Here is a 24,892-nt window from a genome sequence, read left to right as displayed (position 1 = left end):
GCGACCATCCTCCCCACCGTCCTCGGCAGCACCAGCCAGGTCCTCGACGTAGGCCGACAACGCCGCCTCATCACCGGACCCCTCCGACGCGCCCTGGTCCTCCGCGACCACGGCTGCGCCTTCCCCGGCTGCGACCGCCCACCCCGCTGGTGCGACGCCCACCACATCCAACACTGGGCCGACAACGGCGACACAGCCCTACACAACGCCGTCCTGCTCTGCGGCCACCACCACCGCCACATCCACCACAGCGACTGGGCAGTGCGGTTGGGCGGCGACGGCCACCCCGAGTTCATCCCACCCGCCTGGCTCGACCCCGACCAACTCCCCCGCCGCAACCAGTACCACCAACGAACGTAGGCAGCCAGCACGCCTTGACCACCCATCGGCGTCATTCACGCTGATCGCCCTACACGACGCGCTCGGCGTACGACGTCGACGGCGAACTGGGCAACGTCGGCCTGGTAGTGGCCGTTGCTGCCGAGCCCGCACTGCCCCGGCAGGTATGGTCCGGCGTCGGTGTAGATGCCGGCCTTCATTCCCTTGCTGTGGATGTACGCGGCCAGCGCGGCCATCCCACCGGGGAAGCGCGCCGGGTCGGCGACCAACCTTCCGGCCTCGTCACGCGGGGTGGGCGCGGCCCAGTTGCCGTCGATCCAGACGTAGGTGTAGCCGGCGTCCCGCAGGCCACTGCGAACCATGTGGTCGGTGACCGACCGTACTTCGGCCTCGGTGGGGTCGCCACCGAGGCCGAAGTAGGTGTTCCAGCCCTGGTAGGGCGTGGGGGCGAGCCCGCTGCTGTAGAACGTCGGCGCGCCCTGGTCTTCGGCGCCGGTCGCGGCCGGGGCATGACCGGGTCTACCCGGCCCACCCGGGGCGTGGCCGTGGCCGGCCTGCGGTGGGCTGACGGGCGGTGGGCCTGCCTGCGGTGGGCCTGCCTGCGGTGGGCCTGCCTGCGGTGGGCTGGCGTTGGCGGGCAGCGGGCTGGCCAGGCCCAGGCCGAGCACGGCCAGGGCAGCGGTCAGCGGTCGGATCAGGCGCATGGGGGTACTCCTGTCCCTCGGGGGGTGGGGGTGGTGGTGCTCCGGCCTCAGTCGCGGGTCAGCACGATGAGGTCGGCGTCGTGGGTCGGGCTCCACTGCACCGGCAGGCCGACGGCGCTGAGGTGACTGCCGGAGTAGTGCCGGTCGCCGTGTCGGTAGCGGGCAGCCGGGTCGAGGCCGCGCAGTGGCAACCGGATTGGGCGGGACGGGAGCAGGCCAGCACCGGTGAGCCGGCCGGTGTGCCAGGCCAGTACGACCACCCGGCTCTCGTCCGGGGCGGTGTACTGCACCGCGCAGCGGGCCTGGTCGGGGCCGCCGATCAGGTGCACCTCGCCGTGCGTGACGACGTCCCGGATCTCCTTGTAGCGGGCGATCCAGCCGGCCGCCTCGGCCCGCTCGGCGGGGGTCCAGGCGCGGATGTCCGCGCCGATGCCGAGCACACCGGCCATCGCGAGGACGAACCGGAACGCCAGCGTTCGCGGCCGGGGATCGAACAGGCCGGGGGCGTCGGTGACCCAGGAGCTGAGCAGGTGCGGGGCGTTGGCGTGCAGGAAGCCGTACTGGATGGCGAGCCGGTCCAGGGGGCCGGTGTTGTCGCTGGGCCAGAAGACGTCGGCGCGGGCGGCCATCGCCAGGTCGGTCCGCGCGCCTCCGCCGGCGCACGCCTCGATCAGCACGCCGGGGTGGTCCCGGCGAAGATGCTCGTAGATCCGGTGCAGGTTGGCCACGTGCGCGCCGTCCAGGTCGAGCGGGCCGACCCCACCCGGGCGTCCCGGCTCGGTCCGCGGCCGGTTGAAGTCCCACTTCAGGTAGTCGATGTCGTACCGGCGCAGCAGACCGTCCACGGTGGAGTGGACGAATTCGGCGACCTCCGGTCGGCCCAGGTCGAGCAGGTACTGGTTGCGGACCGGCGTGATCGGCCGACCGTCGACCGAATAGACCCACTCCGGGTGCTCGGCGTAGAGGTTCGATTTCGGGTTGACGCACTCCGGCTCGACCCAGAGCCCGAAGTTCAGCCCGAGTGCGCGGACGTCGGCGATGAACGCGTCGAACCCCGCGGGGAACTTCGCCGGGTCGGGCGTCCAGTCTCCCAGCCCGGCGGTGTCGTCGTTGCGGCCGACGAACCAGCCGTCGTCCACGACGAACGTCTCCACACCCAGCTCGGCGGCGATCCCGGCGAGCGCCAACTGGCTCTCCGCCTCGACCGCGAAGTAGGTGGCCTCCCAGGAGTTGTAGAGCACCGGGCGCGGGGTGAGCCGCTCTCCGGCGAGCAACCGCTGGTGGGTGTGCCAGACCCGGGCCAGCCCGTCCAGGCCGTCCAGGCTGTATGCCCCGGTGGCCACCGGCAGGGTCAGCCTCTCGCCGGGGGCCAGCTCCAGCGGGCCGTCGACCAGCTGACGGCCCGCCCGGACCCGGGTGAGGCCGCCGGTGTCCCGCTCGGCGCTGATCTCCCACGAACCGGTCCAGGCCAGTGCCATCCCCCACGCCGGGCCCGTCGGCTCGGCGGCGTCCCGGACGGCCAGCCAGGGCACGTGCAAATGCCCGGGTACGCCCTGGGAGCTGCCGATGGTGAACGTTCCGTGGCCCAGCTCGACGTGCGACAGCTGGAACTCCTGCGCCCACTGCCCCCACTGGTGGCTGAGCAGCGCGCCGTGCGGCGTCGGTACACAGAACCCGGCCGATCCAGCCCGGACCACCCGCAGCGCACCCGTGCCGTCGTTGGTCAGCTCGACCCACCGCTGCACCACATCGGTGCCGACGGGCACCCGGTAGTGCACCGTGGCGTGCAGCCCGGTCACCGGGTCGGCGAAGTCGACCGCCAGCTCCCGCCCGTCGGCGTCGGCCCGTACGCCGGTGTGGACGAAGCCGACCCGACGCTCCCCGGCAGGGGTCTCCACCACCAGGTCGGCGCCTGTGAACGGCCGGTCGGCGTCGGTGGCGTACTCGATGGGTGCGGCGTCCCCGGTGGTGAGGAACGGCACCGGGCCGTCGTAGGCGACCGGCGACGGCCCGTCGGAGACGCCGTGCGGCCCCCACGCGACCAGTTCCAGCCAGCGGCCGTGCGCGGGCACCGTCACCGTGTACTCGCCGTGCGTGCCGCGCAGCGTCCAGCGCTGCCCAGGCGCGGCGGTCACTTGACCGCTCCGAGCGCCAGGCCGGAGACGAAGTGCCGCTGGAAGCGCAGGAAGACCGCGACGGTGGGGACCGCCGCGATGACCGTACCGGCGGCGATGACGTTCCAGGACGAGACGAACTGCCCCTGGAGGGCGAGCAACGCCGGGGTGACCGGCATGTTGTCGTCGGTACGCAGCACGGTGATCGCCCAGAGCAGGTCGTTGAAGATCCAGGTGAAGGAGAGCGCGCCGAGGGCGGCCAACGCGGGGCGGGTCAGTGGCAGCATCACCTTGGTGAAGATCTGCGCCGTGCCGGCGCCGTCGATCGTCGCCGCCTCCTGGATCTCGCCCGGCAGGTCCCGCATGAAGCCGTGCAGGACGAAGGTGTAGAAGCCGAGACCGAAGCCGACCTGTACGGCGATCAGCGCCCAGAGCGTGTCGTACAGACCGGTCAACTCGCTGAACTTGGCCACCGGGATGAGCAGGATCTGCGGTGGCAGCAGGTTGCCGGCGAGCATCAGCAGCAGGATGGTCCGCCGGCCGGGGATCCGGAAGCGACTCAGCGCGAACGCGGCCATCGCCGCCAGCCCCAGGCTCAACAGCACCGACGGAATGGTGACCAGCATGCTGTTGATCAGCGCGCGCAGCTCGCCGCCGTCGGTCCACGCCTGCCGGTAGGTGTCGAGGGTGAACGACCGGGGCAGGCTGCCCACTCCGTGCGCGGCGATGTCGTCGAACGATCGGGTGGACATCACCACGACCCAGATCACCGGCCCCAGCCAGAGCAGGGAGAGCAGGATCATGCCGGTGTGGAAGGCCCCGGTGCGGAGCTTGTTCATCACGCTTCCTCCCGGAACGCGCGGACCAGGTAACCGAGGATGACGGCCAGCGCGAGCACGAAGATCACGACGGCGATCGCGGAGGCGTAACCCAGCCGCAGGCTCTGGAACGCGGTCGAGTACATGTAGGTGCTGAGCAGCTCCGACGAGTGGTACGGCCCGCCCTTGGTCAGCGACCAGACGATGTCGAACGAGCGCAGCGAGTCGATCACGATGACCGAGAGCACCACGGCGTTGACCCCCTTGAGCTGGGGGATGGTGACGTGCCGCAGCCGCTGCCAGGAGTTGGCGCCGTCCATCCGGGCCGCCTCGTGCAGCGCCGGGTCGATCGCCTTCAGCCCGGCCAGGAACAGCACCATCACGTAGCCGATCTGCCGCCACAGTGCGGGCAGGATCACCGCGTACAGCGCGGTCTGCGGGTCGGCGAGCCAGGGCCGGATGAGCTGCTCCAGGCCGATGGCCCGCAGCAGCGTGTCGGCGATGCCGTCGGGCTGGTAGAAGACCCGCCAGACCAGCGCGGTCACCACCAGTGAGAAGACCACCGGGGTGAACAGCGCGGCCCGGTAGAAGCCGACTCCTCGTCGCTCCTTCTGCAGGACCAGTGCCATGCCGAAGCCGCCCAGCACGGAGAGGCCGCCGAAGAGGACCAGCCAGATGACCGTGTTGAGCAGCGCGCCCCGGAAGGTGGCGTCGCCGGCCAACTCGACGTAGTTGTCGGCGCCGACGAAGGCCGGCGACGACATCCCGTCCCAACGGGTGAGGGAGAACCAGAAGCCCTGGATCGCCGGCCAGAACACCCAGACGCTCTCGACCGCGAACGGCACGAGGACGAACGCCACCAGCAGCGGCGACAGTCGAGCCGACCGTCGCCGCCGCCGGGTGGGTGTGACCGAAGTCGTGGAGATCGTTGCGGTCACGTCAGCCCTTGAAGACCTTCTCGGCGCTGCTCTGCCACTCCCGCAGGATCGCGTCGATCTGGTCCGGCTTGTCCATGAACTTGGTCAGCGCGGTGTCCGCGGTCGGCTGGAGTGCGTCGCTCGAGTCGCGGTTGAAGAACTGGGTCAGCTCCTTGGCCTCGTCCAGCATCGCCTTGCCCTTGGCGACCAGCGGGGAGTCGGATGCCTTGGCCCTGGGGTTTGCCGGCAGCACGATGCCGGAGCTGGCCTTGACGTACGCCTCCTGCGCCTCGACCGAGGACAGGTAGGTGAGCAGGGCCTTGGTGCCGGTCGGGTTGGCGGTCTTGGCGCTCGCGAAGAAGCCGTCCGTCGGGGCCTCCTCGGCCAAGGGCACCGCCGGGTCGATGATCGGGAACCGGAAGAAGTCCAGGTCGCCGAGAGCGTCCTTGGGTGCCGCGTCGGCGAAGAACGTGCCGATCAGGAACATGCCCGTCTTGCCGGCCAGCAGCGCGGTGGTCGCCTCCTGGAACGGGTACGCCTTGCCCTTCGGGTCGAAGTAGGGCAGGGCCTCGCGCCAGCGGGTGAAGACCGCCTTGACCTTGGGATCGTCGAAGCGCTGCTTGCCGGCGAGCAGCTCGCGGTGGAACGGCGCGCCGTTGATCCGGATGTTGAGGTAGTCGAACCAGGCCGAGGCCACCCACGGGGTGTCGCCGAGGCCGATGCCGATCGGCGGGACGCCCTTGCTCTTCAGCGTCTCGCACAGGGCCAGGAACTCGGTCCAGTTCTTCGGCTCCTGCACGCCCCACTTCGCGAAGTTGGACTTGCGGTAGAAGAAGCCCCACCAGTAGTTGTTCATCGGCATGAAGATCTGCTTGCCGGCGGCATCGGTGGAGAGGGTGCGCAGCGACTGGGGGTAGTCGCCGAGCGACTTCCAGACGTCGGAGACGTCCAGCAGCAGGTCCTTGCTGGCGTAGTCGTTGGCGACCGAGCCCGCATACCAGGTGTAGAGGTCCGGCGGGTTGGCCGAGGTCAGGTACGTCGGCAGCTGGGTCCGGAAGGTCTCCGAGGCGATCGTGTTGAGGCTCGCCGTGCCCTTGCCCTGCGCGTTGAAGTTCGCGATCAGCTTCTCCATCGCCGCCTTGGCCTGCGGCGAGGAGAGGTTGGACTGGATGGTGACCGCGCCCGAGCCGTTGCTCGTCGTCGGTCCGCTGGCGGAGCTGGCGCACGCGCTGAGGAACGAGCTGGCGCCGAGTGCGCCCAGGCCGGCGAGCCCGAGGTGGCCAAGGAATCGCCGGCGACCGGGGTCGAAGTCGCTCACGAGGGGTGTCCTTCCTCTACGACACGTAGCGTCACGGCGCGATGTGTCGTCCATGTGAATGCTGTGACGAGAAGGTTGCATCGGCCGCCGCCGGCTGTCAAGATATCTTCGTAATTAATGATTAGACGACATCAAGGCGAGGGTCAGGTGGATCAGCCTATGCGCCGGCTCGAAGGCAAAAACGCGCTGGTCACTGGCGCGATGGGCGGGATCGGCGCTGCCACTGCCCGGCGACTCGCCGCGGAAGGGGCAGCGGTCGCGCTGCTCGACATATGCGACACGACCCCGCTGGCCGAGGAACTGACCGCCCGCGGCGATCGAGCACTGTCCGTAATGGGCGACGTCAGCGAGGAGGCCGACTGGATGGCCGCCGTCGCGGCCACACGGGCCAGCCTCGGGCCGGTCGACATCCTGGTCAGCACCGCGTACGCCGTGCAGGTCGCCCCGGCGCACGAGACCAGCCGGCAGTCCTGGGACCACCAACTCGGCGTCAGCCTCACCGGCTCCTTCCTCGGCGTTCGCGCCTGCCTGGACGACCTGCGGGCTCGCGCGGGCGCGGTGGTGCTGATCTCCTCGGTGCACGCGCTGGTCGGGTTGCCCGGCCGGCCCGCGTACGCCGCGGCCAAGGGCGGCCTGGTCGCGCTCGGCCGCCAGCTCGCCGTGGAGTACGGCCCACAGGTACGCGTCAACACCGTGCTGCCGGGGCCCATCCTCACCGGCGCCTGGGCCGACGTGTCCGAAGAGGACCGCCAGCGCAGCGTCGCGGAGACCGTGGCGAAACGCTTCGGCACCCCGGACGAGGTGGCCTCGACGGTCGCTTTCCTCGCCTCACCGGACGCCGCCTACATCACCGGCGCGAGCCTCGTGGTGGACGGTGGCTGGACAGCGGTGAAAGCCTCGGCCTGAGAGATCGATACCGACCAGCGAAAAGGCCAGGAGCATTGGCACAGTACGCACGCCGCGGCATCCACGGGCAGACCGTCGAAGCGATCGCCCGCCGCATCCTCACCGGTGAGATCGCCGCCGGCGCGACCCTGAACATCGTCGCGTTGCAGGAGGAGTTCGACGTCAGCCTGACCGCGCTGCGCGAGGCGCTGAAGGTCCTCTCCGCCAAGGGCATCGTCGACGCCCGGCAGAAACGCGGCACCTTCGTCCGGCCCCGTGCCGACTGGAACCTGCTCGACGGCGACGTGATCCGCTGGCAGTTCGCCGAGGGGCCCGACGAGCGCCTGCTCGAAAAACTGCACGAGGTACGCGCCATCATCGAGCCGGCCGCCGCCCGTCTGGCCGCCACCCGTGCGACCGAGGACGACCTGGCCGCCCTCGATCGGGCACTGGCCGAGATGGCCGAGGCCAACGGTGATCCCGCCGCCGCCGTCGCCGCCGACCTCGCCTTCCATCGCGCACTGCTCGCCGCCACCCACAACGAGCTGCTGGAGCGGATGGAGGTGGTGATGGAGACCGGGCTCGCCGAACGGGACCGGCTGGTGCACGGCGGTGCCCCACACGACGACCCCGTGCCCAGCCACCGTGCCGTCGTCGACGCGCTGCGCGGGCGGGACGAGACGGCGGCCGAGACCGCCATGCGGGAGTTGCTGAACAAGGCCGTCCGCGACGTCGAGAAGGCACGGGGACAGAGGGGCAGTCAGTGAAGATCGAGCGGATCGAGACCTTCCTCGTCGCACCACGGTGGTTGTTCTGCCGGGTGGAGACCGACGACGGGCTGGTCGGTTGGGGTGAACCGGTGGTGGAGGGGCGCGCCGAAGTGGTGCGCAGCGCGGTCGAGGTGCTCTCCGAGTACCTGATCGGCCAAGATCCACTCCGCATCGAGCAGCACTGGCAGGTGCTCACCAAGAGTGGCTTCTACCGGGGCGGCCCGATCCTCTCCAGCGCGGTCGCCGGGTTGGACCAGGCGCTCTGGGACATCGCCGGGCAGGCGTACGGGGCGCCGGTGCACGCGCTGCTCGGCGGACCCGTGCGCGACCGGGTGCGGGTTTACTCCTGGATCGGCGGGGACGAGCCCGACGAGGTGGCCGACGCCGCCGCCGCGCAGGTCGCCGCCGGTCTCACCGGCGTCAAGATGAACGCCTGCGGGCGGCTCTCCCCCATCCCCACCTCCGCCGAGGTGGACGCGGTGGTCGGCCGGGTCGCCGCCGCCCGGGAGGTGCTCGGCCCCGACCGGGACATCGCACTCGACTTCCACGGCCGGGCCGGGCTGGCCGCGGTACGCCGGATCCTGCCCGAGATCGCCCCCCTGCGCCCGTTCTTCGTGGAAGAACCGGTCCTGCCCGACCAGGCTCACCACCTGCGCGACATCGTCGCCAGCACGCCGATCCCGGTGGCCACCGGCGAGCGGCTCTACGGCCGCTCCGAGTTCCTCGGCCCGTTGCAGGCCGGGGTCACCGTGGTCCAGCCGGACCTGTCCCACGCCGGTGGGATCTCCGAGGTCCGCCGGATCGCCGCGCTGGCCGAGACGTACGGCGCGCTGCTCGCCCCGCACTGCCCGCTCGGCCCGATCTCCCTGGCGGCCAGCCTCCAGGTGGCCTTCGCGACGCCGAACTTCCTGATCCAGGAACAGAGCATCGGCATCCACTACAACGTTGGTTCCGAGCTGCTGGACTACGTGGTCGACCCGGAGCCGTTCCGGTTCGTCGACGGGCACATCGCCCGCTTCGACCGGCCCGGGTTGGGCATCACTGTGGACGAGGCCGCGGTCCGGAAGGCCGCGCGTACCCCACATGCCTGGCGTAACCCGGTCTGGCAGCACGCCGACGGGTCGTTCGCCGAATGGTGACCGGCGCGAAGCCGGTGTCACTGCGTGTGGCGTACGACGCGGCGCACGGCGGCCGGTGGACCAGCCTGCACGGCGGCGGCCGGGAGTGGCTCTGGCGCGGCCCGGAGCCCGGCCGGCACGAGGTACGCCCCGACGACGCGTTCATCGACGCCGGCGGGCTGGAGGAGTGCCTACCCACTGTGCGCGGACGACCCGACCATGGCGAGGTGTGGTCCCGGCCGTGGCGGACCGCTGGCCCGGACACCGCCGGCCCCGACACCCTGCTGATCGAGCGGCCGACGTTCACTCTCACTCGGCGGATTACCGACGAAGGCGGCGTGGTGGTGGCCGACTACCGACTGGCCGCCGACCCCGGTCACCGGTTCGTGTGGGCAGCGCACGCCCTGCTCGACCTCTCCCCCGCCGCGCGCCTCGACGCGCCCACCGGAACGCCGACCCGGCTGCACCCGGAGGCCGCCGCACTACTACCGCAGGGCACCTGGCCCACCGACGCCCCCTGGCTGACCGGGCCGTGGCCCGCTCCCGCAGGGCTGACGCTGGACACCCTCGGCCCGGACGACGGGACCGCGCTCGGCGCGGTGCTGCTCGACTGCCCCCGGGTCCAGGTGACCGACGGTGCAGACCGGCTGACCCTGGAGCTGGAGTGCGCTGACCAGCCCCGCAGCACCGCGCTCTGGCGCAACCTGGGCGGCTGGCCGGCCACCGCGCCGTACCGCAGCGTCGGTGTCGAACCGATGCTCGGTGCCGCCTTCGACCTGGCCGACGCCGGTCCGGCCGACGCGGCGGTCGTCCCGCCGACCGGTGAGGTCGCCTGGCGACTGACCATCTCCGCCCACCACATCCACTGAGGACACCCGCGATGAACCTGCTCGACGACCTGCGTACCCACCGGCTGTTGGCCATCGTGCGCGGCCCGGACCCGGCCGCCGCGTTGACCGCCGTGCTCACCCTGGCCGAGAGCGGCGTCGCGTTGGTCGAGGTCTCGCTGACCAGCGCCGACGCGCTCGGCATCATCCGACGCGCCCGGACCGCCCTCGGGCCGGACTTCGCCCTGGGCGCGGGCACCGTCCTCAGCGCCGAGGATGCCCGCGCGGCAGCCGACGCCGGCGCCGGTTTCCTGGTCACCCCGGCGCTCGCACCGAGCCTCGCCGAGGGCGGCCAGCTCGGGCTGCCGGTGCTCGCCGGGGCGCTCACCCCCACCGAGGTGGTGCAGGCCAACAGTGGCGGGGCCGCCGCGATCAAGCTCTTCCCGGCCTCCCTCGGCGGGCCCGACTACCTCGGCGCGCTGCGCGACCCGTTCCCGGGCACCGCGTTCGTGCCGGTCGGCGGGGTCGACGCGGAGGGTGCGCGGCGTTACCTCGACCGGGGAGCGGTCGCCGTCGGCGTCGGCTCCCCGCTGCTCGGTGACGCCGTCCGCGGCGGCGACCCGGCGGCGCTGCGCGAGCGCGCCGCCGCCTTCCTCGCGGCGGTACGACAGTGACCGACCTGCTCACGCTCGGCGAGACCATGGCGGCCTTTCGCACCACCGGCCCGCTGCGGCTGGGCGGCGCCGCCGGAATCTCCGTCGCCGGGTCCGAGTCGACGGTGGCGATCGGGCTGGCCCGGCTCGGCCACCGGGCCGCCTGGGTCGGAGTCACCGGCGCGGACGAGCCCGGGGAGCTGGTCCGCCGTACGCTGCGCGCCGAGAACGTCGACCTGACCTGGTCCCGGGTCGACGCGGCGGCCCCCACCGGGCTGATCCTCTTCGAGAGCCGGGTCGCCGACATCAACCGGGTCACCTACCACCGCGCCGGGTCGGCCGGTTCCCGGCTGTGCCCGGCCGACGTCACCCGGGCCTTCGACGCGCCCGGGCCACCGCCCCGGCTGCTGCACGTCACCGGCATCACCTGCGCGCTGGGCGTCGAGCCGTACCGGGCGGTGGTGGAGGCCGTGCGGCGCGCCCGCGCGGCGGACAGCACGGTCTGCCTGGACGTCAACCACCGGCAGCGGCTCTGGTCGGTCGCCGAGGCCGCCGCCGCGCTACGACCGCTGCTGCCCTCGATCGACCTGGTGGTCGCCTCCGACGACGAGTTGGCCGTGCTGACCGACGCGACCGACCCGGTCACGGCGCTACTCTCGGCCGGCGTGACCGAGGTCGTGGTCAAGCACGGTGCCGGCGGGGCGACCAGCCACAGCGCGACCGGCACGGTGCACCGTCCAGCCCGGACGGTGCCGGTGGTGGACACCGTAGGCGCCGGCGACGCCTTCGTGGCCGGGCTGCTCTCCGGCTGGCTCGATGGCGCCGACGCGCCGGCCCGGCTGGACCGGGCAGTCACCACCGGCGCGTTCGCGGTCGCCACCCGGGGCGACTGGGAGGGCCTGCCCGACCGGTCGGAGCTGTCCCTGCTCGACCACGGGCCCGGCGGTACGGTCCGCTGACGATCCCTTGGAGGAGCACCATGGAGCTGACCGAACCGACCGTCTGGAACAGCGACCGGCTTGAGCTGGGCGAAGGGCTGCGTTGGGTCGACGACCGGCTGGTCCTCGTCGACCTGCTGGTCGGGCGGCTGCTCGAGACCGACGGCGACGGGCCGGCCCCGCTGCGGGAGCTGCGCCGCCTCGATGTTCCGCTCGGCGCGATCGCCCCGGTGGCTGACCGGCCCGGCGACTGGCTGGCCGCCGCCGGGACCGGCGTCACCCTGCTGCCCGCCACCGGTGACCCTCGACCGGTCGCGGACCTGGTCGGCGGCGAGCCCGAGCCGACCCGGATGAACGACGCGGTCGCCGACCCGCACGGCCGTTTCTGGGCCGGCAGCATGACGTACGCCGGTGTGCCCGGCGGGGGCACGCTGTACCGGCTGGCCCCGGGCGTGGCACCGGTGCCGGCGGTGACCGGGCTGACCATCCCGAACGGGCCGGCGTTCGACGCCACCGGCACCACCATGTACCTGGCCGACTCGCCGCGCGGTGAGGTCGACCGGTTCACCGTCGACCCGGGCACCGGTGACCTGCACGGACGGGAGCCGTTCCTGCGGCTGGCCGCCTCCGACGGCGGCCCGGACGGGATGACGGTCGACGCGGCGGGCCACCTCTGGGTCGCGCTGTGGGGCGGCTCCGCGGTCCGCCGCTACCGGCCGGACGGCACCCTCGACCGGGAGATCCGACTACCGGCGAAACAGCCGGCCGGCATCTGCCTTGGTGGCCCCGACCTGCGCCGGCTCTTCATCGGCACCGCCCGCCTGGGGCTGACTGCGGTAGGGCGGATGGACGGCGCGCTGCTCGCGGTCGACGTCGAAGTTCCCGGGCTGCCCACCGCGTACGCCGCCGCACCCACCGCCGACTGACGCACCTGCGGCCGGTGGGCGAGGCTGGCCGCTTGAGCCAGCCGAGGCTGCTCGACGTTCGCGGCGCCCACCATGAAGCGGCGATGCCAGGCATACCGGATGCCACGGTGGGAATAGCGACATCGACGGCCCCGTCGGTGCGGGCCCGGACCGGCAGGGGCATGACGATGAGAGCAGCGGGGCGGGCGTCATGAACGGGCCGGTGGGCGACGAACCGGTTGGCGAACTGGAGCTGGTGCACACCTTCACCGGCCCGATGCCGACCGGGGTGAGCGTCTCGCACCGGGGCAGGATCTTCGTCAACTTCCCGAAGTGGGGCGACGAGGTGCCGGCCACCGTCGTCGAGCTGCGCGACGGCCGGGAGGTTCCCTACCCCGACCAGCCGTGGAACGACCCGTCCGGCGACGACGACGCGGGCGCGTTCGTGTCGGTGCAGAGCATCGTGGTCGACCCGGCCGATCGGCTCTGGGTGCTGGACACCGGCAGCCCGATGTTCCAGCCGACGAAGCCGGGCGGCCCGAAGTTGGTCCGGGTCGACCTGGACACCGACACGGTGGCCCAGGTGATCACCTTCCCGGAGGAGGTGGCGCTGCCGACGACGTACCTCAACGACGTCCGCTTCGACCTGCGACGGGGCGAGGCGGGGGTCGCGTACATCACCGACTCGGCGTCCTCCGGGCCGAACGGGATCATCGTCGTGGACCTGGCCAGCGGGGCCTCCTGGCGGCGGCTGCACGACCACCCGTCCACGAAGGCGGAGCCGCTGACGACGTTCCGGCCGGTGGTAGAGGGCCGGCCGTTCCTCGAACGGCCGGCGGACGGGCCGCCGAAGCCGGTCACCATGGGCGCCGACGGCATCGCCATCTCGGCCGACGGCACCCGGTTGCACTACTGCCCGCTGGCGTCCCGGCGCTGGTACAGCGTGTCCACCGAGGCGCTGGCCGACCCGGGCGTCACCCAGGAGGCCGTCGCGTCGACCGTGGTCGACGAGGGCGACAAGGGCACCGCGTCAGACGGGTTGGAGAGCGACGACGCGGGGCGGTTCTACCTCACCTCGTACGAGCACAACGCGGTCCTGCGCCGGCTGCCGGACGGCGAGTACGAGACCCTGGTCCACGACCCACGACTGCTCTGGCCGGACACCATGTCGGTGTCGACCGACGGGCACCTCTACGTCACGGCCAACCAACTGCACCGACAGGCGCAGTACCAGCGGGGCCAGGACCTGCGGCGTCGGCCGTACGCGCTGTTCCGCACCCGCATCGACGCCGGCCCGGTGCTGCTGCGCCGCTGATCGCCGCGCCGAACCGTCGCCCGCTGACCGTCAGGTGGTCGGCAGCGTGCGATCCAGCAGGTCGAACAGGGCGGCCCAGTGTCGTTCGGTGGCCTGCTCGTCGTAGACCGGGGTGTCGGCCATGGTGAAGCCGTGGTGCGCGCCCTCGTACAGCTCCGAGCCATAGCGGACACCGGCGGCGGTGAGCGCCTTCTCCAGCGTGGCGATCTGCTCGGGCGTCATCGACTGGTCCTGGTCGGCGTGCCCGAAGTACACCTCACCGGTGATCGAGCCGACGCCCAGGTGCGGGCTGTCCGGCGCGTCGGTGACGAACCGGCCGCCGTGGAAGCTGGCGATCGCGGCGATCCGGTCCGGGTACGCCTCGATGGCCCGCAGGGCGTTCGTGCCGCCCATGCAGTAACCGGTGATCGCGACCGGGCCCGGCCGTACGTCGTCCCGAGCGGCCAGGAAGTCGAGGTACGCGGCGGTGTCCCGGCTGATCACGTCGGGGGTCAACGCGCCGACCAGCGGCATGATCTTCTCGAAGAGCGCGGCGCGCTGGTCGGCCTCGCCGATGCGGGACAGGTCGAACAGCGGTGCCCGGCCGGCCCGGTAGAACAGGTGGGGCGTCAGCACCAGGTAGCCCCGGGCGGCGATCCGTTCCGCCATCTCCACCAGGCGCGGGCGGGGACCGAAGGCGTCCATGAAAAGCAGCACCGCCGGGAACGGGACGTCGCCGTCGGGCCGGGTGAGGGACGCGTCCGCGACCCCGTCGCCGGTCGGGATGTCCACCGTCGTCGTCTGCACCGGAGCCTCCTCGTACGAGAGTTGATCGTCAGGAACGCTACTCGCCACGCAGCCGGCCCGGTTCGGGACCCGGCCCGAGCCGGGGACCGTCGATCCCTGGATAAGACCACCCTGGGTGATGGTCGGCGACCGACCCAGGCTTGCCCATGACCGATGAAGGAAACCGTCGACCTGGGGGTTGTTGTGCTCGACCTGACCGTTCCGGACCTGACTGGAAAGCTCGCCGTGGTGACCGGCGGCAGCGACGGCCTGGGCCTCGGCCTGGCCGCGCGGCTGGCGCGAGCCGGCGCCGAGGTGGTGCTGCCGGTCCGCAATCCGGCCAAGGGCGCCGCCGCGCTGGATGCCGTGCGGGCCGCCGCGCCGGGCGCCGTCGTGTCGACCCGGGAGCTGGACCTCGCCTCGCTGGACTCGGTGGCCGCGCTGGCCGACACGCTGCTCGGCGAGGGCCGACCGATCCACCTCATGATCAATAACGCGGGCGTGATGACACCCCCCACCCGGCACACCACGGCCGAGGGCTTCGAGCTCCAACTCGGCACCAACCACCTCGGCCATTTCGCGCTGAACGGGCGGCTCCTACCGCTGCTCCGGGCCGGGCGAGCCCGGGTCACCACCATGTCGAGCAGCGCCGCCCGCTCCGGCCGACTCGACTGGGACGACCTGCAGAGCACCCGCCGGTACGCGGCGATCCGCTCGTACAACGCCTCCAAGCTGGCCACCCTGCACTTCGGGCTGGAACTCGACCGGCGCAGTCGAGCCGGCGACTGGGGCATCGTCAGCAACGTCGCCCACCCGGGCACGACCATGACGAACCTCTACGCGTCCGGTCCCAACCTGGGCCGCAGCCGGCCCTCGCTGCACCACTCGGTGATGAATCGGCTGGCCCGCTGGGGCATCCTGGTGCACTCGGTGGACGCCGGGCTGCTTCCCGCCCTGTACGCGGCCACCAGCCCACAGGCGCAGGGCGGCCGGTTCTACGGCCCGGACGGTTGGGGGCAGTTCACCGGCGCGCCGACCGAGTTGGCCCTCTATCGCTCGGCGCGCGGCACGGGTGACGCCGCCCGCCTCTGGACCGTCTCCGAGCGGCTGGTGGGCGTCGAGTTCCCCGGCAACTGACCGGGGCACGCGCCGCGTGAACGCGGCGTCAAGAATGGGCGGTGGCCCGTCGAAACGGCGTATCGACGGGTGCACCGCCGCCTCCGGCTGGTGACGATGGGTCCATGAGTCCTTGGCGGATGACACGCTGGGAACGCGGAAATCTGCCACCCGGCGCCGACACAGACAGCAGCCCCGGCGAGCCCGCGACCAGCGCCGACGAGCCCGAACGCCGACACGAGGCGCTGGTCAGCGTCCGGCTCGGCCCGTCCGCGCCCGGCAGTCAGCTGGTGGAGTACCTCCGGCACGAGCCGTGCGCCGTCGCCGCGTGGTGGATCGCGGCCGACGTCGACGCCGTGGTGCGGCTCTCCGCCGACAGCATGACCGTGCTGCACCGCGCCGTGGCCGACCTGCGCCGCCGCGCCGGAGTGGAAGTGGCGGTGGCCAACTACGTCCTCCGGGCGCTCGACCTGACCACACCGGGACGCGCGCGGTTCAGCCGATGACCGCCGCTTCCACAGCACAGCCGATGACCGACCCGCTGTTGGTGGCACCGCCGCTCGATCCGAGCGTCGGTGACCGGGCCGCGCCGACGGTGCCGGCCCAGGTCCCGGCCGCACTGCTCGGCCCGAGGTCCGCGGTCGGGTCGGTTCCGGTCGGCACCGGATCGGGCGCCGGTCAGGGGCGGTAGCGGTAGCCCATGCCCGGCTCGGTGATGAGATGCCGGGGTCGGGCCGGGTCGTCCTCCAGCTTGCGCCGCAGTTGGGCCAGGTACTGCCGCAGGTAGTTCGTCTCGTTCTGGTATTCCGGCCCCCACACGTCCTGCAGGAGCTGACGCTGACTGACCAGCTTGCCGGGGTGGCGCAGCAGCTTCTCCAGCACGCTCCACTGGGTGGGGGTCAGCTTGACCTCAGTGCCGTCGTCCCGCAGCACGCTGTGGTCGGCCAGGTCGACGGTGTGCTGACCGATCCGCAGTGCCGGCATTGCCTCGCTGGACGCGCCGAGGCGGCGGGTCACGGCGCGGATGCGGGCCAGCAGTTCCTCCACCCCGAACGGCTTGGTGACGTAGTCGTCCGCACCGGCGTCGAGCGCGGCGACCTTGTCCTCGCTGCCGGTCCGGCCGGAGAGCACGATGATCGGCACGGCGGTCCACCCGCGTAGGCCTCGGATCACCTCCACCCCGTCGATGTCGGGCAGGCCGAGGTCGAGCACCACCAGGTCGGGCGGGTGGCTGGCGGCGGCCTTCAACGCGGCGGCACCGGTGCCGGCGACGTCCACGTCGTACCGGCGGGCACGCAGGTTGATCCGCAGGGCACGCAGGATCTGCGGTTCGTCGTCGACGACCAGGATGCGGGTCATTCCTGCGGCCCCTCCGAGCTGGTCTGCACGGCGGCCGGCAGCCGCAGCACCAGGGTGAGCCCACCGCCGGGAGTGGTCTCGGGGGTGATGCTGCCACCCATCGCCTCGGCCAACCCCCGGGACAGGGCAAGGCCGAGACCGACACCGGTCTGGTTGTCCCGGTCGCCGAGGCGTTGGAACGGCAGGAAGACGTGCTCCCACTGGTCCTCCGGGATGCCCGGCCCTCGGTCGATCACCCGCAGCTCGACCTGGCCGGCGTGCGCGCTCGCGGTGATCGTGGGTGGCTGGTCGGGCGGGCTGTAGCGCAGCGCGTTGGCGACGATGTTGACCAGCACCCGTTCCAGCAGGCCCGGGTCAGCGGTGGCCGCCGGCAGGTCGGCCGGGATGTCCGTGCCGACGGTCGCGGCCGCCGGGCCAAGTTCGTCCAATGCCAGGGGTACGGCGTCCTCCAAGCCGATCGCCGTCGCCGTGATGCCGAGGACGCCGGCCTGGAGTCGGCTCATGTCCAGGAGGTTCGCGACCAGCCGGGCGAGGCGGTCCAGCGACTCCTCGGCAGTTTCCAGCAGCTCCTCGCGGTCCTGCTCGTCGAACTCGATGTCGTGGCTTCGCAGGCTGGTCACGGCCGCCTTCGCCGACGCCAGTGGCGTACGCAGGTCGTGGCTGACGGCGGCGAGCAGCGCGGTCCGCATCCGGTCCGCCGCGGCGAGGGGCCGTGCGGTGGCCGCCTCCTCGGCGAGCCGCTCCTGGCGCAGCGCGACGGCGGCCTGGGCGGCGAACGCCTCGACGATTCGCCGGTCGGCGGCCTCCAGTCGCCGGCCGGCGAGCACGACGGTGATCCGGTCGTCGACCGGTACCGCCGTCTCACCGCCGTCGGGCGTGCAGGCCGGCTGCTCGCCGACGCTGGCCACGACACACCAGGCGTGCTCCTCGCGGGCCCGCTCGGGGCGCCCGCTGGCGTCCTCGGCCAGCTCCAGCACGCTCACGGCGCGCAGCCCGAAGGTCTCCCGGAGCTGGTCCAGCAGTGCGGGCAGTGGGCGTTCGCCACGCAACACGCCACCGGCGACGGCGGCGAGAGTCTGCGCGTCGGCGGCGGCGCGAGCGGCCTCTCGCGTACGCCGGGCGGCCACGTCGACGACCCAGCTCACCGCCAACGCCACACCGACGAACACAGCCAGGGCGAGCAGATTGTCCGCCTCGGCGATGGTCAACGTGCGGTAGGGCGGGGTGAAGAACCAGTTGAGCAGCAGCGATCCGCCGAGCGCGGCGACCAGGGCCGGCCACACCCCGCCGACCAGCGCGACTCCGACGACCCCGGCGAGGAACAGCAGGATGTCGTTGGTCAGCGTCAGGTCGGGCAGGGTCTTCAGCAGCAGGGTGAGCAGGGGTACGCCCAGCACCGCCAGGGCGAAGCCGAGCAGCCGCCGACGCCGGGACAACGCCGCCGGCACGGCCGCCGCCCGGCGGCCCTTGCCGGCCTGCTTGTGGGTCACCAGGTGCACGTCGATCGAGCCGGAGAGCGCGGTGGTGGTCACCCCGACACCTCGGGCGAACATCTGCGCGAAGCGGCCCCGTCGGCTGGCGCCGAGGACCAACTGGGTGGCGTTCACGCCCTGCGCGAAGTCCAGCAGTGCGGCCGGCACGTCGGTGCCGAGCACCTGGTGGTACGTGCCACCCAGGCTCTCCACCAGCACCCGCTGGCGGGCCAGTTGGGCCGGGTCGGCGCCGGCCAGCCCGTCGCTGCGGCCGACGTGCACGGCGAGCAGGTCGGCGCCCTTGCTGCGGGCCGCGACCCGGGCCGCCCGGCGGATCAGCGTCTCGCCCTCCGGGCCGCCGGTCAACGCCACCACGACCCGCTCCCGGGCCTCCCAGGTGGCGGCGATGCCCTGCTGGCTGCGGTACCGGTCGAGCTGCTCGTCGACCTTGTCGGCCAGCCACAGCAGCGCCAGCTCACGCAGTGCGGTGAGGTTGCCGACCCGGAAGTAGTTGCCCAGCGCGGCATCGATCTTGTCGGGGCGGTAGATGTTGCCGTGCGCCATCCGCCGGCGCAGCGCCTCGGGGGTCATGTCGACCAGCTCGACCTGCTCGGCGGCACGGACGATCTCGTCCGGCACCGTCTCCCGCTGGGTGGTGCCGGTGATCTGCGCGACGACGTCGTTGACCGATTCCAGGTGCTGCACGTTGACCGTGGACAGCACGTCGATCCCCGCGTCGAGCAGCTCCTGGATGTCCTGCCAGCGCTTGTCGTGCCGGGAACCGGGCACGTTGCTGTGCGCCAACTCGTCGACCACCGCGATCTCCGGCCGGCGGGCCAGCACCGCGTCCAGGTCCATCTCGGTGAACTCGGCGCCGCGGTAGGTCATCGTGCGACGCGGGACCTGCTCCAGGTCGCCGAGCATGTCGGCGGTGTGCTGGCGGCCGTGGGTCTCGACGAAGCCGATCACCACGTCGGTGCCGCGCGCGGCACGCCGCTGGGCCTCCTCCAACATGGCGTACGTCTTTCCGACGCCGGGGGCGGCCCCGAGATAGATGCGCAGTTCTCCGCGTGGCACGCAAACCATCCTTCCTGGTCAGGGTCGCCGATGCGGGAACCGGGCGAGGCCGCCCTCGTGGAACGGCCTCGCCCGGTGTCGTGCCCAATGCCTGCTCAGCGCGCCGGGAACTGCTTGTCGAGGGCGATGTTCAGCTCCAGCACGCTGACTCCCGGCTCGCCCATGAAGCCGAGCCCTCGTCCGTCGGTGTGCTCCTTGACCAGCTTGCGGACCGCCGCCGGGTCCGCACCGCGTTCCCGCGCGATCCGGTTGACCTGCAACTCGGCGTACGCCGGGCTGATCTGCGGGTCGAGGCCGCTGGCGCTGGCGGTGACCGCGTCTGCGGGCACGGCCGGGTCGGCGGGCGCGTTGCCGCGGATCGGGGTGACCACCCCGCCGGCCGCCACGTAGTCCTCGCCGGGCTGGGCCAGCTCCACCGGCACCCCCTCGTAGGAGGACACGAACGGGGCGGCCGGGGCGGCCTGGTTGACGCTGACCACCCGGGTGACCGGGCCGGTCAGCCCGTCGGCGCGGAAGACCGCGAGCACGGCACCCACCCCGTCGTCGGTGCAGAAGGGGCGCTGGCCGTCGACGCCGTTGAGCTCGCCGACCTCCCTGCTGCGCCCGCACACCTGGGTGAGCAGGCTCTCGCTGGACTCCTCCGGGTCGGTGGCGATGGTGTCGACCACGCTCTCCGGGCCCAGGTTGCTGGCCGAGGTGGAGGTCGGGTCGTAGCCGTCCCCAGCAGCGGACGGGCGGGACTGGAAGTAGCGCGGGACGGGGTTGCCGTCCGCGTCGGTGAAGGACTGGCCGATCAGCGAGCTGCCGATCGTCGTCCCACCCGAGGAGATCAGCGAGCCGTCGGTCTTGTGGTTGAGGCCGGGTAGCTGGCCGACCGCGACCAGGGCCAGTGGGTAGACCAGGCCGAGCAGCACCGTGAAGACGAGCACGGCACGCAGGGCGGCGAGGTGTTGGGCGATCCAGGTGGGTAGGCGCATCACGAAATCCCCGGGATGAACTGGATGAGCAGGTCGATGAGCTTGATCCCGATGAACGGCACGATGATGCCGCCCAGCCCGTACACCAGGAGGTTCCGGCTGAGCAGCTTCGACGCGGCGGCCGGCCGGTACCGCACACCGCGCAGGGCGAGCGGGATCAGCGCGATGATCACCAGGGCGTTGAAGATGACCGCGGACAGGATCGCCGACTCCGGGCTGGACAGCCGCATGATGTTCAGCGCGTCCAGGCTCGGGTAGAGGCCGGCGAACATGGCCGGGATGATCGCGAAATACTTCGCGATGTCGTTGGCGATGCTGAAGGTGGTCAGCGCGCCACGGGTGATCAGCAACTGCTTGCCGATCTCCACGATCTCGATCAGTTTGGTCGGGTCGGAGTCGAGGTCGACCATGTTGCCGGCCTCCTTGGCGGCCGACGTACCGGTGTTCATCGCGACCCCGACGTCGGCCTGAGCGAGCGCCGGCGCGTCGTTGGTGCCGTCGCCGGTCATCGCGACCAGCCGGCCACCCTCCTGCTCCCGCTTGATCAGCGCGAGCTTGTCCTCCGGTGTCGCCTCGGCCAGGAAGTCGTCCACCCCGGCCTCGTCGGCGATGGCCTTCGCGGTACGCGGGTTGTCACCAGTGATCATCACGGTCCGGATGCCCATCCGGCGCATCTCGTCGAACCGCTCCCGCATGCCGGACTTGACGACGTCCTTGAGGTGGATGACGCCCAGCGCGCGGGCGGGCTCTCCGTCGACGTGCTCGGCGACGACCAGTGGGGTGCCGCCGGTGCCACTGATGGCGTCCACGATCTCGCCGACCTGCTCGGTCGGATGCCCGCCGTTCTCGCGGACCCACTTCATCACCGCCGCGGCGGCGCCCTTACGGACCCGGCGGGCCGTCTCGACCGCCCCGCCGTCCACGCTGGTGTCCGGCGTCATGTCGACGCCGCTCATCCGCGTCTGCGCGGTGAACGGCACGAAGGTGGCGTGCGGCATCACGCCGGGCTCGCGCTCCCGCAGCCCGAACTCGTTCTTCGCCAGCACCACCACCGAGCGACCCTCGGGGGTCTCGTCGGCCAGGCTGGACAGTTGCGCGGCGTCGGCCAGGGCCGCGGCGGTCACCCCTTCGACGGGTACGAACTCGGCGGCCTGCCGGTTGCCCAGCGTGATGGTGCCGGTCTTGTCCAGCAGCAGGGTGTTGACGTCGCCGGCCGCCTCGACGGCCCGGCCGCTCATGGCGAGCACGTTGCGCTGGACGAGGCGGTCCATGCCGGCGATACCGATGGCGGAGAGCAGCGCGCCGATGGTGGTGGGGATCAGGCAGACCAGCAGCGAGATCAACACCACCCCGGTGACACCGGAGTCGGTGATCGCGCCGCTGTCCGGTGCGGCCGCCTGGTACGCCTTGGAGAAGATGGCCAGCGGTTGGAGGGTGACCACGGCCAGCAGGAAGATGATCGTGAGCGCGGCGAGCAGGATGTTCAACGCGATCTCGTTCGGCGTCTTCTGCCGGTTGGCCCCCTCGACCAGGGCGATCATCCGGTCGATGAAGCTCTCCCCCGGCTTCTGGGTGATCTTCACGATGATCTGGTCGGAGAGCACCTTGGTGCCGCCGGTGACCGCGCTGCGGTCGCCGCCGGACTCCCGGATGACCGGGGCCGACTCGCCGGTGATGGCCGACTCGTCGACGCTGGCGATGCCCTCGACGATGTCACCGTCACCGGGGATGGTGCCGCCCGCCTCGACGAGCACGACGTCGCCCTGACGCAGCTCCGACGCGGGCACCGCCTCATCCCGGTAGGGGTTGGCCCGTGCGCCGGGCTTCCAGTCGATCAGCCGGGTGGCGATGGTGTCCTGCTTGGCCTGCCGCAACGCGGCGGCCTGGGCCTTGCCCCGGCCCTCCGCGACCGCCTCGGCCAGGTTGGCGAAGAGCACGGTCAGCCAGAGCCAGACGCTGATCGCCCAGGCGAACACCGACGGTTCGGTCACCGCCAGGACGGTGGTGAAGGCCGCGCCGACCTCCACGATCAGCATCACCGGGTTGCGCCACAGTGTGGTCGGATTGAGCTTTCGCGCGGCGTCCGGCAGGGACCGGATCAACTGCTTGGGGTCGAGCAGGCCCCCGCCGACCCGGTTGCCCTGGGTGGCCGGGGTGCCGGGGAGCTGCTCTGTTGGGGCGGACGTGACGGACATGTCCTCGTTCCTCATGATGGTCAGAGCCCTTCTGCCAGCGGGCCGAGCGCGAGCGCGGGCAGGAAGGTCAGCGCGACGAGGACCACGGTGACGCCGACGACCATGCCGATGAACAGCGGTCGGTGGGTCGGCAGGGTGCCCTCGGACGCGGGGGTGGGTGCCTGGCGGGCCAGCGAGCCGGCCAACGCGAGCACGAAGATGAGCGGCAGGAACCGGCCCAGCAGCATGCACAACCCGAGCGCGGTGTCCCACCAGGTGGTGTTGACCGTGATGCCGCCGAAGGCGGAGCCGTTGTTGTTGCTGGCCGAGGTGAACGCGTACAGCACCTCGGAGAGGCCGTGCGGGCCGACGTTGAGCGCGGTGGAGTTGTTGCCGGTGGCGAACGCTGCCGCCGTACCGGACAGCACCAGGATCGGCGTGATCAGGAAGTACAGCGAGGCAAACTTGATCTCCCGCGAGCCGATCTTCTTGCCCAGGTACTCCGGAGTGCGGCCCACCATCAGGCCAGCCACGAAGACCGTGATCAGCGCGAGGATGAGCAGGCCGTACAGCCCGGAACCGGTGCCGCCCGGCGCGACCTCACCGAGCATCATGTTGACCATGGTCATCATGCCGCCGAGCGAGGTGAACGAGTCGTGGAACGAGTTCACCGCACCGGTCGAGGTCAACGTGGTGGCGGCGGCGAAAGTGGCCGAGTTCGACACGTCGAACCGCACCTCCTTGCCCTCCATCGCCGCGCCGACCGCCTGCGGCACCGTGCCGTGGCCGGTCAGCTCGAAGATGTTGGTGATGGCGACGCTGGCGAACGCGAGGATGCCCATCACCGCCGCGATGGCGTAGCCCTGACGGTTCTGCCCAACCATCCGACCGAAGACCCGGGGCAGGCTGAACGGGATCAGCAGGATCAGGAAGATCTGCAGCCAGTTCGTCCAGGTGGTCGGGTTCTCGAACGGGTGGGCGCTGTTGACGTTGTAGAAGCCGCCGCCGTTGGTGCCCAGCACCTTGATCACTTCCTGGCTGGCGACCGGACCACCGGTGATGGTCTGGGTGCCGCCGGTCAGCGTCGTGACGTCGGTGCCGCCGGACAGGTTCTGCACCGCCCCGCCGATCATCAGCGCGATGGCGCCGAGCACCGCGATCGGCAGCAGGATCCGCAGCGTGATCCGGGTCAGGTCGACCCAGAAGTTGCCGAGCTGCCCGGTGCGGCTACGGGCGAACCCGCGTACCAGCGCCACCGCCACCGCGATGCCGACCGCCGCCGACACGAAGTTCTGCACAGCCAGACCGGCCATCTGCACCAGGTGACCCATCGTCGACTCACCCGAGTACGACTGCCAGTTGGTGTTGGTCACGAACGACACGGCGGTGTTCCACGCGCCGTGCGGCACCACCGGGTCGAAACCCAGCGACAGCCACAGGTGGTTCTGCACCCGCTGGAACAGATACAGGAACAGGAGCGAGATCGCGGAGAACGCCAGCACGCTGCGGGCGTACACACCCCAGGTCTGCTCGGCCGCCGGGTTGACCCCGATCAGACGGAAGATTCCCCGCTCGACCCGCGACTGCCTCGTGCCGGAGACCGCCCGGAACATATAGTCGCCGAACGGCTTGTAGACGGCCACCAGGGCCGCCACCAGCGTCAGCACGAAGATGACGCCCGCTGTTGTCATGGTCATCAGAAGCGCTCCGGAAACAACAGGGCGAACACCAGGAACGCGCCCAGGACGATCGCGAGCACCAAACCGACGGCATTGACCGCGTTCACAGCTTCTCCACCGCCCGGACCACCAGGGCGAGCACTGCGAACAGCGCCACCGTCAGGACCACGAACACCACGTCAGACACGCTGACTCCTCAGACCGGAAAGGTTCGTCGCGACCGCCTCCCGGTCGCGCCGGGCAATCAAAGCCCCACCAACCGCCTGACGGCAGGGCTCATAACGCGACCGTGACGAGGCCGAACCTTTTCTTGACGTGGTTTTCACACCCGCCGCCCGAACAGGTGAAATGCGGCACAACCAAGCCAGGCAATCACCCTCGGCCAACGGGCCACCCCGCCGGCCCCACCCTGTGCCGCGCCGCCCCCGCCCCGCCCCGCCGCCACCCTCGGCGCAGAGACCGCCCGGCGCGCCGGGACGCGCCCGCCCACCCTCGTCGATCTAGGGCGAATCGCTGTTCGAGGAGATCAACTCACGACGATCTGCCCTAGATCGACGCGGCGGCAGAAAGGCGAACGCCGGCACGAGCGGGATCTCGATGAGCCGGACCCCGAAGGACTGCCGCCCGATGACGAAATTCAGCATCGGCAGGC

At 71.6% G+C, this 24,892-nt stretch carries 24 protein-coding genes; 12 read left to right on the top strand and 12 right to left on the bottom strand.

Going from position 1 to position 24,892, the window contains the following annotated elements; translation table 11 throughout:
- The coding region (locus tag ABZT18_RS31265; RefSeq protein ID WP_355253160.1) for an HNH endonuclease signature motif containing protein at positions 1–360 on the top strand (360 nt) is incomplete at its 5' end.
- 35 nt (positions 361–395) lie between these two features.
- On the opposite strand, the gene ABZT18_RS31260 is transcribed toward ABZT18_RS31265, so the two are convergent.
- Genes ABZT18_RS31260 through ABZT18_RS31240 form a run of 5 tightly spaced genes read right to left on the bottom strand, consistent with a single transcriptional unit; the run spans position 396 to position 6,210 of the window.
- Positions 396–1,043 carry a hypothetical protein gene (locus tag ABZT18_RS31260; RefSeq protein WP_354996652.1) on the bottom strand — a complete coding sequence of 216 codons (648 nt, stop codon included), beginning with the start codon at positions 1,041–1,043 and terminating at the stop codon, positions 396–398.
- 47 nt (positions 1,044–1,090) lie between these two features.
- Entirely contained in the window at positions 1,091–3,178 is a 2,088-nt protein-coding gene (locus ABZT18_RS31255; protein WP_354996651.1) for an alpha-galactosidase, read from the bottom strand.
- Positions 3,175–3,996, bottom strand: a complete 822-nt coding sequence (locus ABZT18_RS31250; protein ID WP_354996650.1) for a carbohydrate ABC transporter permease — start codon at positions 3,994–3,996, stop codon at positions 3,175–3,177. Before ABZT18_RS31250 ends, ABZT18_RS31255 begins: the two co-directional genes overlap by 4 nt.
- Entirely contained in the window at positions 3,996–4,913 is a 918-nt protein-coding gene (locus tag ABZT18_RS31245; protein ID WP_354996649.1) for a sugar ABC transporter permease, read from the bottom strand. The genes ABZT18_RS31250 and ABZT18_RS31245 overlap by 1 nt, the downstream gene beginning before the upstream one ends.
- A 1-nt stretch (position 4,914) precedes the next feature.
- A complete protein-coding gene (locus ABZT18_RS31240) occupies positions 4,915–6,210 on the bottom strand; it encodes an extracellular solute-binding protein (RefSeq protein WP_354996648.1) in 1,296 nt (431 codons plus the stop codon).
- Between the two features lie 159 nt (positions 6,211–6,369).
- Here ABZT18_RS31240 and ABZT18_RS31235 point away from each other — a divergent pair, with 159 nt between their 5' ends.
- The 8 genes from ABZT18_RS31235 to ABZT18_RS31200 all read left to right on the top strand — a co-directional run bounded on the left by ABZT18_RS31235 (position 6,370) and on the right by ABZT18_RS31200 (position 13,621).
- Positions 6,370–7,116, top strand: coding sequence for an SDR family oxidoreductase (locus tag ABZT18_RS31235; RefSeq protein ID WP_354996647.1), 747 nt, complete (start codon positions 6,370–6,372; stop codon positions 7,114–7,116).
- A gap of 35 nt (positions 7,117–7,151) precedes the next feature.
- Positions 7,152–7,862 carry an FCD domain-containing protein gene (locus tag ABZT18_RS31230; protein WP_354996646.1) on the top strand — a complete coding sequence of 237 codons (711 nt, stop codon included), beginning with the start codon at positions 7,152–7,154 and terminating at the stop codon, positions 7,860–7,862.
- Positions 7,859–9,004 (top strand): galactonate dehydratase, encoded by a 1,146-nt coding sequence (dgoD, locus tag ABZT18_RS31225; protein ID WP_354996645.1) that lies wholly within the window; start codon positions 7,859–7,861, stop codon positions 9,002–9,004. The genes ABZT18_RS31230 and dgoD overlap by 4 nt, the downstream gene beginning before the upstream one ends.
- A 14-nt stretch (positions 9,005–9,018) precedes the next feature.
- Complete coding sequence (locus ABZT18_RS31220) at positions 9,019–9,852, top strand: hypothetical protein (protein ID WP_354996644.1); 834 nt, start codon at positions 9,019–9,021, stop codon at positions 9,850–9,852.
- Between the two features lie 11 nt (positions 9,853–9,863).
- The gene (locus ABZT18_RS31215; RefSeq protein ID WP_354996643.1) at positions 9,864–10,484 is read left to right on the top strand and encodes a bifunctional 4-hydroxy-2-oxoglutarate aldolase/2-dehydro-3-deoxy-phosphogluconate aldolase; all 621 of its coding nucleotides are present in this window, start codon (positions 9,864–9,866) and stop codon (positions 10,482–10,484) included.
- The gene (locus tag ABZT18_RS31210; protein ID WP_354996642.1) at positions 10,481–11,422 is read left to right on the top strand and encodes a sugar kinase; all 942 of its coding nucleotides are present in this window, start codon (positions 10,481–10,483) and stop codon (positions 11,420–11,422) included. The genes ABZT18_RS31215 and ABZT18_RS31210 overlap by 4 nt, the downstream gene beginning before the upstream one ends.
- Positions 11,423–11,442: 20 nt before the next feature.
- Entirely contained in the window at positions 11,443–12,327 is an 885-nt protein-coding gene (locus ABZT18_RS31205) for an SMP-30/gluconolactonase/LRE family protein (RefSeq protein WP_354996641.1), read from the top strand.
- Between the two features lie 190 nt (positions 12,328–12,517).
- Positions 12,518–13,621: an L-dopachrome tautomerase-related protein gene (locus ABZT18_RS31200; protein WP_354996640.1), complete on the top strand. Its 1,104-nt coding sequence runs from the start codon at positions 12,518–12,520 to the stop codon at positions 13,619–13,621.
- A gap of 30 nt (positions 13,622–13,651) precedes the next feature.
- Here ABZT18_RS31200 and ABZT18_RS31195 read toward each other — a convergent pair whose 3' ends face one another.
- Positions 13,652–14,407, bottom strand: coding sequence for a dienelactone hydrolase family protein (locus tag ABZT18_RS31195; RefSeq protein WP_354996639.1), 756 nt, complete (start codon positions 14,405–14,407; stop codon positions 13,652–13,654).
- 153 nt (positions 14,408–14,560) lie between these two features.
- Here ABZT18_RS31195 and ABZT18_RS31190 point away from each other — a divergent pair, with 153 nt between their 5' ends.
- The 3 genes from ABZT18_RS31190 (at position 14,561) to ABZT18_RS31180 (ending at position 16,193) form a co-directional block, all read left to right on the top strand.
- A complete protein-coding gene (locus ABZT18_RS31190) occupies positions 14,561–15,523 on the top strand; it encodes an SDR family oxidoreductase (protein ID WP_354996638.1) in 963 nt (320 codons plus the stop codon).
- Positions 15,524–15,627: 104 nt separating this feature from the next.
- Positions 15,628–16,008: a hypothetical protein gene (locus ABZT18_RS31185; protein WP_354996637.1), complete on the top strand. Its 381-nt coding sequence runs from the start codon at positions 15,628–15,630 to the stop codon at positions 16,006–16,008.
- Positions 16,005–16,193, top strand: a complete 189-nt coding sequence (locus ABZT18_RS31180; RefSeq protein ID WP_354996636.1) for a hypothetical protein — start codon at positions 16,005–16,007, stop codon at positions 16,191–16,193. Before ABZT18_RS31185 ends, ABZT18_RS31180 begins: the two co-directional genes overlap by 4 nt.
- Here the strand turns inward: ABZT18_RS31180 and ABZT18_RS31175 are convergent.
- The 6 genes from ABZT18_RS31175 to kdpF all read right to left on the bottom strand — a co-directional run bounded on the left by ABZT18_RS31175 (position 16,181) and on the right by kdpF (position 24,347).
- A complete protein-coding gene (locus ABZT18_RS31175) occupies positions 16,181–16,861 on the bottom strand; it encodes a response regulator (RefSeq protein WP_354996635.1) in 681 nt (226 codons plus the stop codon). The two genes, ABZT18_RS31180 and ABZT18_RS31175, sit on opposite strands and share 13 nt — an antisense overlap.
- Positions 16,858–19,410, bottom strand: a complete 2,553-nt coding sequence (locus tag ABZT18_RS31170; protein ID WP_354996634.1) for a DUF4118 domain-containing protein — start codon at positions 19,408–19,410, stop codon at positions 16,858–16,860. Before ABZT18_RS31170 ends, ABZT18_RS31175 begins: the two co-directional genes overlap by 4 nt.
- Before the next feature lie 95 nt (positions 19,411–19,505).
- On the bottom strand, positions 19,506–20,387 hold the full coding sequence (locus tag ABZT18_RS31165) for a potassium-transporting ATPase subunit C (RefSeq protein WP_354996633.1): 882 nt from the start codon (positions 20,385–20,387) through the stop codon (positions 19,506–19,508).
- Positions 20,387–22,582 (bottom strand): potassium-transporting ATPase subunit KdpB, encoded by a 2,196-nt coding sequence (kdpB, locus tag ABZT18_RS31160; protein WP_354996632.1) that lies wholly within the window; start codon positions 22,580–22,582, stop codon positions 20,387–20,389. The genes ABZT18_RS31165 and kdpB overlap by 1 nt, the downstream gene beginning before the upstream one ends.
- A 20-nt stretch (positions 22,583–22,602) precedes the next feature.
- A complete protein-coding gene (gene kdpA / locus ABZT18_RS31155; protein ID WP_354996631.1) occupies positions 22,603–24,258 on the bottom strand; it encodes a potassium-transporting ATPase subunit KdpA in 1,656 nt (551 codons plus the stop codon).
- The gene (gene kdpF, locus ABZT18_RS31150; RefSeq protein ID WP_036390805.1) at positions 24,258–24,347 is read right to left on the bottom strand and encodes a K(+)-transporting ATPase subunit F; all 90 of its coding nucleotides are present in this window, start codon (positions 24,345–24,347) and stop codon (positions 24,258–24,260) included. Before kdpF ends, kdpA begins: the two co-directional genes overlap by 1 nt.
- Positions 24,348–24,892 lie beyond the last annotated feature (545 nt).

Source organism: Micromonospora sp. NPDC005291, assembly GCF_040607415.1.
Classification (GTDB): domain Bacteria; phylum Actinomycetota; class Actinomycetes; order Mycobacteriales; family Micromonosporaceae; genus Micromonospora.
The sequence above is the reverse complement of the archived record's forward strand: the minus strand, read 5'-3'. Positions and strand labels throughout refer to the sequence as shown.